General features: G+C 61.0%; 10 protein-coding genes. All 10 read right to left on the reverse strand.

Going from position 1 to position 13,017, the window contains the following annotated elements; genetic code table 11:
* Nucleotides 1–121 precede the first annotated feature (121 nt).
* The gene (locus CAF79_RS10660) at nucleotides 122–1,918 is read right to left on the reverse strand and encodes an acyl-CoA dehydrogenase C-terminal domain-containing protein (RefSeq protein ID WP_085697734.1); all 1,797 of its coding nucleotides are present in this window, start codon (nucleotides 1,916–1,918) and stop codon (nucleotides 122–124) included.
* 90 nt (nucleotides 1,919–2,008) lie between these two features.
* Nucleotides 2,009–3,298, reverse strand: a complete 1,290-nt coding sequence (locus CAF79_RS10665; protein ID WP_085697735.1) for a GGDEF domain-containing protein — start codon at nucleotides 3,296–3,298, stop codon at nucleotides 2,009–2,011.
* A gap of 209 nt (nucleotides 3,299–3,507) precedes the next feature.
* Nucleotides 3,508–5,622, reverse strand: coding sequence for a cytochrome-c peroxidase (locus CAF79_RS10670; protein ID WP_085697736.1), 2,115 nt, complete (start codon nucleotides 5,620–5,622; stop codon nucleotides 3,508–3,510).
* Between the two features lie 260 nt (nucleotides 5,623–5,882).
* Complete coding sequence (locus tag CAF79_RS10675) at nucleotides 5,883–7,688, reverse strand: phenylacyl-CoA dehydrogenase (protein ID WP_074692190.1); 1,806 nt, start codon at nucleotides 7,686–7,688, stop codon at nucleotides 5,883–5,885.
* Between the two features lie 275 nt (nucleotides 7,689–7,963).
* The gene (locus CAF79_RS10680) at nucleotides 7,964–8,260 is read right to left on the reverse strand and encodes a pyrroloquinoline quinone biosynthesis protein PqqE (protein WP_085697737.1); all 297 of its coding nucleotides are present in this window, start codon (nucleotides 8,258–8,260) and stop codon (nucleotides 7,964–7,966) included.
* Between the two features lie 106 nt (nucleotides 8,261–8,366).
* Complete coding sequence (gene bioD / locus CAF79_RS10685; RefSeq protein WP_085697738.1) at nucleotides 8,367–9,047, reverse strand: dethiobiotin synthase; 681 nt, start codon at nucleotides 9,045–9,047, stop codon at nucleotides 8,367–8,369.
* On the reverse strand, nucleotides 9,044–9,850 hold the full coding sequence (gene bioC / locus CAF79_RS10690; RefSeq protein ID WP_085697739.1) for a malonyl-ACP O-methyltransferase BioC: 807 nt from the start codon (nucleotides 9,848–9,850) through the stop codon (nucleotides 9,044–9,046). Before bioC ends, bioD begins: the two co-directional genes overlap by 4 nt.
* Entirely contained in the window at nucleotides 9,843–10,574 is a 732-nt protein-coding gene (locus CAF79_RS10695; protein WP_085697740.1) for an alpha/beta fold hydrolase, read from the reverse strand. The genes bioC and CAF79_RS10695 overlap by 8 nt, the downstream gene beginning before the upstream one ends.
* A complete protein-coding gene (bioF, locus tag CAF79_RS10700) occupies nucleotides 10,567–11,745 on the reverse strand; it encodes an 8-amino-7-oxononanoate synthase (RefSeq protein WP_085697741.1) in 1,179 nt (392 codons plus the stop codon). Before bioF ends, CAF79_RS10695 begins: the two co-directional genes overlap by 8 nt.
* Before the next feature lie 161 nt (nucleotides 11,746–11,906).
* Nucleotides 11,907–12,962 (reverse strand): biotin synthase BioB, encoded by a 1,056-nt coding sequence (gene bioB, locus CAF79_RS10705; RefSeq protein ID WP_007959840.1) that lies wholly within the window; start codon nucleotides 12,960–12,962, stop codon nucleotides 11,907–11,909.
* Between the last annotated feature and the right edge of the window lie 55 nt (nucleotides 12,963–13,017).

The raw sequence follows: 13,017 nt of genomic DNA on the forward strand, positions 1-13,017 counted from the left end.
TAACCCAACAACTTTTGCGACACATAGGGTCAGGCAGTGACTGTCTTGTTATTTTTAGTCATCAGCGATCAACCATAAAGAAGCCCGCAATCAGCGGGCTCTTTTGTTTAACAGGGGCGTGTTACAGCGAGAACAACTGGGCCGGCAGTTTCATCAGGCAATCGCTGCCCGCCTCGATCGCCGAACGATGCGCCTCCGTACGCGGCAACAGACGCTTGAAGTAGAACTCGCACGTCGCCAGTTTGCCCTGGCAGAAATCGCCATCACCCTCGCCCGACTCCAGCTGCGCCTGGGCGACCAGGGCCATACGCAGCCACAGGTAGCCCAGAACGATGTAACCGCTGTACATCAGGTAGTCCACCGACGCGGCGCCAACTTCATCGGGATTTTTCATCGCGGCCATGCCGACCTTCATGGTCAGTTCGCCCCACTGCTGATTGAGGCCATCGAGCTGCGCGACAAACCCGCCCAATTGCGCGTGCCCGGCGTTGGCGGCGCAGAACTTGTGGACGATTTTGGTGAAGTTGCGCAGCAGCTTGCCCTGGCTGCCCAGCACCTTGCGTCCGAGCAGATCCAGCGCCTGAATGCCGTTGGTGCCCTCGTAGATCGGCGCGATCCGGCAATCTCGAACCAGTTGTTCCATGCCCCACTCGCGGATGAATCCGTGGCCGCCGAACACCTGCATGCCGTGGTTAGTCACCTCCAGCCCGGTATCGGTCATGAAGGCTTTGCAGATCGGAGTCAGGAACGCCAGAAGGTCTTCGGCCTCCTGACGCGCCTCGGCGTCCGAGCTCAGATGCGCGACATCGAGCATTTGCGCGGTGAAATAGGTCAGCGCACGGTTGCCTTCGTTAAAGGCCTTCATGGTCAGCAGCATGCGTCGCACGTCCGGGTGGACGATGATCGGGTCGGCCGGTTTGTCCGGGGCTTTGGCGCCGGTCAGGGCACGCATCTGCAGACGGTCGTTGGCGTATTTGATGGCGCCCTGGAAACTTGCCTCGCCCAGACACAGGCCCTGCATCCCGGTACCGAGACGCGCATGGTTCATCATGGTGAACATGCAGTTCAGGCCCTTGTTCGGCTCGCCGATCAGGAAGCCTTTGGCGTCGTCGAAGTTCAGCACGCAGGTGGCCGAGGCCTTGATACCCATTTTGTGTTCGATCGAACCGCAGGAAACGCCGTTGCGCTCGCCGGCCTCACCGGAGGCGTCCGGAAGAAATTTCGGCACGATGAACAGCGAGATGCCTTTGGTCCCCGCTGGCGCGTCCGGCAGTTTGGCCAACACCAGATGAATGATGTTGTCGCTCATGTCGTGCTCGCCGGCGGAGATGAAAATCTTGCTGCCGGTCACTGCATAACTGCCGTCGGCATGAGGCACGGCTCGGGTCTTGATGATGCCCAGATCAGTCCCGCAATGGGCTTCGGTCAGGCACATGGTGCCGGTCCACTGGCCAGCGGTGAGTTTGCGCAGATAGGTGTTTTTCTGTTCGTCGGTGCCGTGGGCGTGGATCGCCGACATGGCGCCGTGAGTCAGGCCCGGGTACATGCCCCACGACGTGTTGCTGGAGGCGACCATTTCGCTGATCACCAGCCCCAGCGAACTCGGCAGGCCCTGGCCGCCGTAGGTCGGATCTGCCGCCAGACCGTGCCAGCCACCTTCCACGTATTGTGCGAAGGCCTGCTTGAAACCTGTAGGCGTTGTCACCACGCCATTGTCGAAATGGCAGCCCTCTTCGTCACCGCTGCGATTGAGCGGTGCCAGAACGTTCTCACAGAACTTCGCACCTTCGTCGAGGATCGCGTTGATCATGTCCGGGCTGGCGTCGTGGGCGCCGAGGGCCGCGTACTGAGTGTGGAAGTCAAAGACGTGGTCGATCAGAAAGCGCATGTCGCGCAGGGGAGCTTTGTACTCGGGCATGGTGGCTTCTCCTTCAGCAGATTGCTTCAACCTACTGCCGGCCACCCTGCCCCACAATCACTGTCCAGACGCTGAATGCGCCGTCATCACTCAACCTGCGGCGCTGTCCATGCGCACCGCGCCACGGCGGTTTTGACCGAACGCCATCACACAGTTTCGCCCTGCGCCCTTGGCGCTGTAGAGCGCCTGGTCGGCGGATTTCAGCACTTCCTCCGGGGTGCGCTGTTCCAGACGTTCGGCTACGCCGATACTGACCGTGACCGACACGCTGGACGCGCCCGAACCCGAGCGACGCTGACGTCCCTGCTGATCATCCTGCGGGCGGCTTTCCTGATTACGTAACTGGATGTTGTAGGACGCAATCGACTCGCGGATGACCTCAAGGTGCGGCATGCACTCCTCGAGGGTCTTGCCCGCAAACACCAGAGCAAATTCCTCACCGCCATAGCGATAAGCCCTACCGCCGCCGCTGATTTTGGACAGTTTGCTGGCGACCAGGCGCAAGACCTGATCCCCCACGTCGTGGCCGTGGGTGTCGTTGAATTTCTTGAAGTGATCGACGTCGCTCATCGCCAGCACATAGTTGCGCCCCAGACGCTGCATGCGCTCGTTGAGTGCGCGGCGCCCGGGCAGGCCGGTGAGCTCGTCGCGGAAGGCCATTTGATAAGCCTCGTGCGCCACCGCCGCGGCAATCATCAACATCACCTGGCTGCACATGATGTTCAGGGTGAACGGCAGGATGAAGGTTTTCGGCAGCATCCAGAACACACCGAGCAAACCCACCAGTTGCGCCGCATGCAGCGGACGCGGGTTGCGCCAGTATTGCCAGGCCAGCAGCAGGAACGCCGAGATGAACACCGGATACGACAACTGGATCAGGCTCATCCACGCGCCGTGCAGCGCCGGCCAGCGGATTTCGGAAAGCCACATCAGCAACGCCTGCGGATAACTTTGCTCAAGCCCCAGCGCCACGCTGCCAAAGGCCAGCAGCACGGCGAAGCGCGCGACCATGTCCTGAAACAGGTGCGTGCGCTCTTGCCACGCGGCGAACAGACCGAACAGCAGCGGCAACAGCAGACACACCAGATGGAACACCACGGCCGCGTCGTCGCGGACCTTGCCGTTGTCGCGGTAATAGTCGGTCTGGGTATCGAGCAGGAAGTAGGCGATGTAGACCGTGACCATCAGAAACAGCTCGCGCTGACGTCGGTAAACCGCACAGTACGAACCGCCCAACAGCAGCACCAAGGTCGGCAACACGTTGAACAGCGAAGTGAAGAACACGTTGAGGTCTTTGACGTACGCAGCCGCCAACCCCGCGAGCAACAACAGCAGTGAAGGTAGGAAATGACTGAAACGTACAGCTGAAGAACGCGGCAAGGGTAAAGCTCCGACCCGTCATGGCAAAGAGATGGCATTGTGCCTGCAATATGGCCAGTTAAGCACACACAATGTGATCCAGATCACAGGCTGTCTCTTTAACGGCCGAAATCGTCGGTAGCTGAGGGATTCAGTAAGGTTTTTTGCGGAATGGCCGCTAGACGGCCACCATGGCCATCATTCTTGATGGCCATGGTCTGTTTTTCTTTTCAGAGATCGTTGTAGAACGGCTGTAATGGCCCTTCGGACGCGGGCCTGCCTTCAGCACCGTAAGGCTTGAGATTGAGCGATGCGTCCATCGCCTGACGGGTGGTGACTTTCGGACTGGCCGGGCGCTGGGTCACGGCATTTTCATCGCCGATATGGCCTTGCGGGATCACCAGCGACGGATGATCGAACGGTGCGCGCTCCCACGCCACGCGCGGATCGGTCAGGCCGACTTCCATGAATTTCACCACGGCATCGATTTCATCGGGCGTCAGGTTCAGCGCCGTCATGTCCGGATCGAGGTTGGAAGTGTTGTGCTGGTTCACCGACGGATGCTCGAAACCGCTGGTGTTGTTAGCGTCTTCCCCGCGCCGGTCACCGCCACGGTTGTAGAACTCCATCACCTGTTTGAGCGTCGAGCGGCTGCCGTTGTGGAAGTACGGCCCGGTCAGCGCGATGTTGCGCAGAGTAGGCGTCTTGAACGCGCCGTCGACCGAATCGCGGAAACCGACATTCGGCTTGAGCGTGGCATCGCATGGAATGGCCGCGCTCAACGGCGCCTCGAACGTGCAGACATCGACGTCCAGCGGATCGACCGATTTTCCGCCCTGCAACACCGTGTTGTACTGCCGAGTGAACGACCACGGGTTACCCCACGCATCCGCGCCGCCGAGGGCCAGGTCTTCCGAGGTCGGACGCACGCCGGTGTTGTAGAAGCCGTTGTCGTAAAGGGTGGTCAGGTTGTCGGCCATCACCATCCGTTCGATGCGTTCGCGCGGATGCATCAGCAGGCGGCTGGCGGCGTTGGTCAGCTCCGGACCGCCGTGGCAATTGACGCATTTACCCTTGCCGAGAAACAGATTCATGCCCTCGACCTGTTGCGCGTTCATCGCGGTGTGATCGCCTTGCAGGTAGGCGTCGATCGGCGCCTGATCGGACACCAGCGTCGCCTCATACATCTGGATCGCCAGGCCGAAGAACAGCGGGAAGTTGGCCTCCATCTGGGTGTACGGCGCACCGCCCACCAGAACGTTTTGCGTGGCGTTCCACAGCCGGGGCTGGAAGGCGTTCTTGATCAGCTCGCGATAGGTCGGCCGTCGTGCGCCGGACACAGGACCCAGTACCGAATCGGTGGATGAGATCCGCTGCTGCTTGAGCATCAACGTGTCGAGCATCCTGCGGCCGATGTCGGCAAAGGTGCGACCGCCGCAGGACATTTCCACCGGGCTACCGGGCGGGCCGACCGCTTGCGAGGCGGCTGACGCATCGTTGAGCGCCAGCCGCACTTTGGTCGCGATTGTGCTGCGCTCGCTGGTCACGTAGATCCCGGCATCCGGATCGCGATTACCGAACGGCGAGAAGCCGTTGAACACGTTGTTGGCCCGACCGTCCCAGAAGTTGCGCACGTTGAACGCGGCGTTGATCACCGACGGCGCATTGCGCCCGGTGCTGCGGCGAACGTTGATGCCACCGACCTGGAAAATACCGTCCGGCTGCTGAGTACATTTGTCGAAACGCGCCTGATTGGGTTTGACGAAGTTGGCGTCGAACACGCCTTGCGAGCCGACCACATCGTCCGTCGAGTACACGATGGGCGAGTTGCGCTCCAGCGGATTGCTCAGCACGTGAGTCGGGAAGTCGGTTTTCTTCAGCGTGTAGTTCGGGCCACCCTTGCCGCCGGACAACGTTGCGTAGGACGCCACGTCACCCGGAATGTCCGAGGCCACAAACGGCTTGTTGAAGATCGACGCGACGTTGGCGTTGGTGTGTGCCTGGCCGGGGTTGAGCTGGTTGGTGATGCGGTGATCGACGCCGGCGTGGTAGTGGCAGGAGGCGCAGGCGGTGGCGCCATCGCTGCCGATCTCCATGTCCCAGAACAGCGCCTTGCCCAGCAGGATCGCGGCCTGGCGATTGAGCACGTAGTCGGTCATCAGGTCGACCTTGCGTCCGCCCTCGGTCCCGGACGGATCGGGGGGCACCATCCCGCGCAACGATTGTAGCGAGGGAACCTCCGGCACGGGAGGATCGACTTCGGCGGGGTCGGCGGCCCATGCGCTGTGGACTGCCAGCGCGACGGGTAACCAGAAGGTCAAACGAGCGAGTCGACTGATGTTCATAGGCTTCACCCTGACTGTTGTTGTTAAGTGCCGGGCGTCTTGCTTCTTTGAGCAGGCAGTTCTGATAAGCACCGGTAAATCGGGCGGTGCAATTAATTGGCCACTCTTCTGGAAACATTTTGAATCAATAAGCGCAAGGGTTCGGCTGAGCAGCGCCCTTATCCATGCTGGGGAATGAGCCCCGGGATTGGGGAAATCCGGGTACAAAAAAAACCGCTGCCCCGAAGGAGCAGCGGTTTTTTGAAGGACTGCGTTAAGGCTTAGTAGCCCAGTGCGAAGTCTTCTTCTTTCATGTCCATCAGGTTGTTGGCGCCCGACAGCATGGTGGCCACGTGCGTACGGGTACGCGGCAGGATGCGCTGGAAGTAGAAGCGCGCGGTTTGCAGCTTGGCGGTGTAGAACGCCTCGTCGGTGGTACCGGCAGCCAGTTTTTCAGCAGCCAGACGCGCCATGTCAGCCCAGAAGTAGGCCAGGCAGGCGTAACCGGAGTACATCAGGTAGTCCACGGAGGCCGCGCCGACTTCTTCGCGATCTTTCATGGCGGCCATACCGACCTTCATGGTCAGCTCGCCCCACTCTTTGTTCAGTGCAGCCAACGGTGCGACGAATTCTTTGACGGCTTCGTTGCCTTCGTTGTTCTGGCAGAACTTGTGGACGATCTTGGTGAAGCCCTTCAAAGCCTCGCCCTGAGTCATCAGCACCTTACGGCCCAGCAGGTCGAGTGCCTGGATGCCGGTGGTGCCTTCGTACAGCATCGAAATGCGGCTGTCGCGAACGTTCTGCTCCATGCCCCACTCGGCGATGAAGCCGTGGCCGCCGTAGATTTGTACGCCGTGGTTGGCGGATTCGAAACCGACTTCGGTCATGAACGCTTTGGCGATCGGAGTCATGAAGGCCAGCAGTGCGTCGGCTTTCTTCTTCTCTTCTTCGTCCACGCCGTATTTGACGATGTCGACCTGTTTGGCGGTGAAGTACACCATCGCACGGTTGCCTTCGGCGAATGCCTTCATGGTCAACAGCATGCGGCGTACGTCCGGGTGAACGATGATCGGGTCAGCCGCTTTGTCCGGCGCTTTCGGGCCAGTCAGGGAACGCATTTGCAGACGATCGCGAGCGTATTTCAAGCCGCCCTGGAAGCCGATTTCGGCGTGGGCCAGACCTTGCAGCGCGGTACCCAGACGTGCGGTGTTCATGAAGGTGAACATGCAGTTCAGGCCTTTGTTCGCCGGGCCGATCAGGAAACCGGTCGCGCCGTCGAAGTTCATCACGCAGGTCGCATTGCCGTGGATGCCCATCTTGTGTTCGATCGAACCGCAAGTCACAGCATTGCGTGCACCGACGGTGCCATCAGCATTCGGCAGGAACTTGGGAACGATGAACAGCGAGATGCCTTTGGTGCCGGCCGGTGCGTCCGGCAGGCGGGCCAGCACGATGTGGACGATGTTGTCGGCCATGTCGTGTTCACCGGCCGAGATGAAGATCTTGGTACCGGAGACTTTGTAGGAACCGTCGGCCTGAGGTTCGGCCTTGGTGCGCAGCATGCCCAGGTCGGTGCCGCAGTGCGGTTCGGTCAGGCACATGGTGCCGGTCCATTCGCCGGAGACCAGTTTGGTCAGATAGGCTTCTTGCTGCTCTGGGGTGCCGTGTTCGGAGATGGTGTTCATCGCGCCATGCGACAGGCCAGGGTACATGCCCCACGACCAGTTGGCTTCGCCGACCATCTCGCTGACGGCCAGACCCAACGACTCAGGCAGGCCCTGACCGCCGTGCTCGACGTCATGCGCCAGGCTTGGCCAGCCGCCTTCCACGAATTGCTTGTAGGCCTCTTTGAAGCCGGTCGGGGTTTTCACGCCGGACTCGCTCCAGGTGCAGCCTTCGGTGTCACCCACGCGGTTCAGCGGTGCCAGCACCTGCTCACAAAACTTGGCGCCCTCTTCGAGAATGGCGTCAACCATGTCCGGCGTTGCTTCTGCGCACGCTGGAAGGCTCTGATAGTGCGCTTCGTAGCCGAGCAGTTCGTCACGAACGAAGCGAATATCACGCAAGGGGGCCTTGTAGTCAGGCATAGCGATAAACCTCTGCTGATGTAACCGGGAATGAACGACCGCGTTGATTTGTTGTGACGGTCAAACAGTTGTTTGAAACATACGTTTACGCCGAAATCTTGTCAAGCGTCGTTCTTTTGCCATTCGTCATCACATTTTCCGAACGCCGGACAGAGCAATACGACATGCGCCCGACCGAGGCATGTGCACTGAAAAAAGATTAGTTGAGGGAGAAGGACTTACAACGAAAAACGCCGCGAACAGTCGCGGCGTCTGGCAAAGCGCAGGTCAGAAAATCAGGCGAAGGTATCGATGATCGTACCGAGCACTTCGTCGGAAGCCTTGGCGACTTTCACACCCAGTTCCGCTTGAAACTTGCCTTGGGCCATCTCGACCATGTTGCTGGCCAGGTCCGATTGCTGGGCGCGGTCCACAGAACGCAGACGATCGACCTGCACTTCCGAAGACTGACTGGTGACCGAACGCTCGATGGTGCTGCTGGCGATCTGGCTGGCGGCCTGGTCGACGCGGTTCTGTCCGGTCTGAATGGTGCTCAGACCTGCATAAAAAGCTGTGTTTCCAGAGATTTCCATGGGAGCTCTCATCCTTGGGAAGGATCAATGGATGCCATTGAACCAGAGGCGCCAGAAAAACACCCGTCAAAAACACTAATGGCACAGTGCCTTGCCATAGCCAAAATCAGTCGAGCAGATCCAGTTGCAAGTGATCGGCAACCGCTTCGGCGCTGACCGCCTTGAGTTTCGGCACTCGCCCCAGGCACGGCGCCGGAATTCGCTCGGCGAGTGTCGCGAGGTTTTCTTCAAGCCGCGACGTCTTCGGATCAATGATGTTCGCCACCCAACCGGCCAGTTGCAGGCCGTCCCGGGCAATCGCCTCGGCAGTCAGCAATGCATGGCTGATGCATCCCAGACGCACACCGACCACCAGAATCACCGGCAGCTTCAGCGCGATGGCCAGATCCGAGAGATTGTCCTGATCCGCCAACGGCACCCGCCAACCGCCCGCGCCTTCGATCAGCGTGAAGTCGGCGTTCATGGCCAGAATCTCGCGCATCGGCGCCAGCAACGATTGCACGGTCAGCGCCACACCGGCCTCACGCGCTGCCAGATGCGGCGCGATCGCCGGCTCGAACGCCACCGGGTTGACCTGTTGATACGTCAGCGGCAACGAGCATTCGGCCTGCAACGCCAGCGCATCGGAGTTGCGCAAACCTTTGGGCGTCACTACACAACCGGACGCCACCGGTTTGCCCGCCGCCGTACTCAGCCCCGCCGACCGCGCAGCGTGCAGCAACCCGGCGGCCACGGTGGTCTTGCCAACGTCGGTGTCGGTTCCGGTGATGAAATAGGCTGCGCTCATAAGGGTTTCTCCAACACGGCGTAGACCACCTGATAGGTCGCCGGCAGTCCCGCAGGCTGGCGGAACTGCTCGTAAGCCTCGACCAAGCCCAGAATCCGCGCCCGCCCGGTCAATCCACCCGGCCGACCGGGGTTCAGGTTATGCGCGCCCAAGGCCTTGAGTTCATGAGTCAGGCTGCGCACATCCGGGTAATGCAGCACATGCGGCCGGTTCTCCAGACAAACACTGCGCAAGCCACTGGCCGCGCACAATTGCTCATAACGTGCGAACTCGCGGAAACGGTTGACGTGCACCAGGCCGTCTACCTGACGCCAACTGTCGCGCAGTTCGTACAGCGTCCCTGCACAAAGACTAGCAAACGCGAAAATCCCCCCAGGTTTCAGCACTCGAAACGCTTCGCCGAGCACCGCTCCAAAGTCCGCGCACCATTGCACGGCGAGGCTGGAGAAGATCAGATCACACGTTGAATCCTGCAACGGCAAACGCTCGGCATCGCCAGCGATGAAGTGCGTGGCGCCGCCCAACGGCCGGGCGTGATTGAGCATGCCCTCAGCGATATCCAGCGCCAGCCCCTCACCAAATCGCTCGGCCAGCGCCCGTGTGAAATACCCTGTGCCACAGCCGAGATCCAGCCAGCGTGACGACCGAAAACCCACCGGCAAGCGATTCATCAACTGTGTACCGACATCGCGCTGTAACTCGGCGACGCTGTCATAACTGGCTGCCGCGCGAGAAAAAGAAGCCGCGACCTGGCGCTTGTCAGGCAAGCCGCCGGGCAACGCAGCAACAGACAAATCAGTCATCACCACACTCACTTAAAAACGCCTGGATCGCACCCGCCACACCGTGGGGGTCTTCCAGAAGAAACGCATGGCTGGCCTGCTCGATCAGACCCACTTCGACATCCGCCAGCAACGCGAACAACTCGCCCGCAGACTCCGCCGGCACCAACCCGTCCAGCCCACCAAACAAATGCAGTTGCGGGCCACGAAACGCCTGCAAGGCTTCCCGCGTATCGATCTGCGCCAACAATTCCAGACCCGCCATCAAAGCGGCCGGCGAGGTATTCGGCGCGCCGCCGAGCAACAACCGCGACAAGCCGCGCGCATCTTGCGCGCCTTGGGCGCAGAGCAAAGAAAATCGCTTCAGGGTCGCCCGCGGATCAGCGCTGCAACCGGCAAGAAACGCATCGAAGGTCTCGCCGGGCATCGCACAAGGCCACTGTTCATGAGCGACAAACGAAGGATTACTCGCCAGGGTCAGCAAGCCGCAGCAATGTTCGCCACGCCGCGCCGCCAGCTCCGAAGCGAGCATGCCGCCCAGCGACCAGCCGCCGAGCCAGGCATCTTCGGGGATGCGCTCATCGAGTTCGTCGAGCCAGTCTTGCAGATCGCTGGAATCCAGCTCCGGCAACGGTTCGATGTCGACCTGCAGGTGTTCATCGAGTCCACGCAACGCAGCGGCCAGCGGCTCCAGCGGCGAAACGCCGAGCCCCCAACCCGGTAGCAGAATCAGACGATCACGCATGGCTTGGCTCCGACTTGAGTTTGGCAAAGCAATCGGCCAGTCCTTCCAACAATAGCTGCACCTGCGCCTCGCTGTGGGCGGCGGTCAGCGTCACCCGCAACCGCGCACTGCCGGCAGGCACGGTCGGCGGGCGGATCGCAGTGACCATCAGCCCACGCTCGCGCAGCATCTGCGACAGATGCACGGCGCGACCGGCATCGCCGATCAGGATCGGCTGGATCGGCGTGAAGCTGTCCATCAGTTCCAGACCAATCTGCTCGGCGCCGTGGCGGAACTGGCGGATCAGCGTGCGCAGATGCTCGCGACGCCAGTGTTCGCTGCGCAGCAGTTCCAGACTTTTCAATGTTGCACAGGCCAGCGCCGGCGGCTGGCTGGTGGTGTAGATGTACGGACGGGCGAACTGGATCAGGCTTTCGATCAGCTCTTCACTGCCCGCGACGAACGCACCCGCCGTGCCGAACGCTTTGCCAAGAGTCCCGACCAATACCGGCACATCCTCCTGGCTCAAACCGAAATGCTCGACGATCCCGCCACCATTCGCGCCCAAAGGCCCGAAGCCGTGGGCGTCATCGACCATCAACCACGCGCCTTTGGCCTTGGTTTCCCGGGCCAGGGCCGACAGATCGGCAAGGTCGCCGTCCATGCTGAACACGCCGTCAGTGACCACCAGGGTATTGCCGGTGGCTTTCTCCAGACGCTTGGCCAGACTGTCGGCGTCGTTGTGCAGATAACGATTGAAGCGCGCGCCGGACAACAATCCGGCATCCAGCAACGAGGCATGATTGAGCCGGTCTTCCAGCACCGTATCGCCCTGCCCGACCAATGCGGTGACCGCGCCGAGGTTGGCCATGTAACCGGTGGTGAACAACAGCGCGCGGGGCCGTCCGGTGAGATCCGCCAAAGCCTCTTCCAGCGCGTGATGCGGGCCACTGTGGCCGATCACCAGATGCGAGGCTCCACCGCCGACGCCCCACTTCGAAGCACCGGCGCGCCAGGCTTCGATCACTTGCGGGTGATTGGCCAGGCCCAGGTAATCGTTGTTGCAGAACGCCAGCAATGGCTGGCCGTCGACCACCACTTGCGGCCCTTGTGGGCTTTCAAGCAATGGCCGCTGGCGATAAAGATTTTCGGCACGACGGGCAGCAAGGCGTGCGGCGAGATCGAAAGACATGCAAGCCTCGACATTCAAGTGACACAGATCCCCTTGTGGGAGCGGGCCTGCTCGCGAGGAGGCCTTCACATCCGACATCAATGTCGACTGAAGCACCGCTATCGCGAGCAAGCTCGCTCCCACAGGGGTTTGCATTCCTTCAGAGGAATCCGCGCAGGTTTTTACACCGCCGCGTTGTAGAACTGCTCGCTGCTCTTCTGCTCCACCAGCGCCTGCTCGATGGCGGCCTGATGCACTTCGTCGGCATGCTCTTCGCGGGCTTCCGGCTGAATGCCCAGACGCGCAAACAGCTGCATGTCCTTGTCGGCCTGCGGGTTGGCGGTGGTCAGCAGTTTGTCGCCGTAGAAGATCGAGTTGGCGCCGGCGAAAAACGCCAGGGCCTGCATCTGCTCGTTCATTGCTTCGCGGCCGGCGGACAGGCGCACGTGAGATTGCGGCATCAGGATGCGCGCCACGGCAAGCATGCGGATGAAATCGAACGGATCGACGTCGTCGGCGTTTTCCAGCGGCGTGCCGGCGACTTTCACCAGCATGTTGATCGGCACCGACTCCGGATGCTCCGGCAGGTTGGCCAACTGGATCAGCAGGTTGGCGCGGTCATCGAGGGACTCGCCCATGCCGAGAATGCCGCCGGAACAGATTTTCATCCCCGCATCGCGCACGTACGCCAGGGTTTGCAGGCGCTCGCTGTAAGTGCGGGTGGTGATGATGCTGCCGTAGAACTCCGGCGAGGTGTCGAGGTTGTGGTTGTAGTAGTCGAGCCCGGCCTTGGCCAGCGCTTCGGTCTGATCCTGATCGAGACGACCGAGGGTCATGCAGGTTTCCAGGCCCATGGCCTTCACGCCTTCGACCATCTTCAGTACGTAAGGCATGTCCTTGGCCGACGGGTGTTTCCACGCCGCGCCCATGCAGAAGCGGGTTGAGCCGATAGCTTTGGCGCGGGCAGCCTCTTCGAGGACTTTCTGCACTTCCATCAACTTTTCTTTTTCCAGCCCGGTGTTGTAGTGACCGGACTGCGGACAATATTTGCAATCTTCCGGACAGGCGCCGGTCTTGATCGACAACAGGGTGGAAACCTGGACGCGGTTGGCGTCGAAATGCGCGCGGTGCACCGTCTGCGCCTGGAACAGCAAGTCGTTGAATGGCTGAACGAAGAGTGCTTTGACTTCGGCCAAAGTCCAGTCGTGACGCAGGGTGGCAGTGGTGCTGGCGCTCATGGGCGTTTCCTTGGTTATGCTTGGCTGGCGCCTGGGGAAACGGAATACCCACAGG

The sequence above is a fragment of the Pseudomonas sp. B26(2017) genome (assembly GCF_002113045.1).
In the GTDB taxonomy this organism is placed as follows: domain Bacteria; phylum Pseudomonadota; class Gammaproteobacteria; order Pseudomonadales; family Pseudomonadaceae; genus Aquipseudomonas.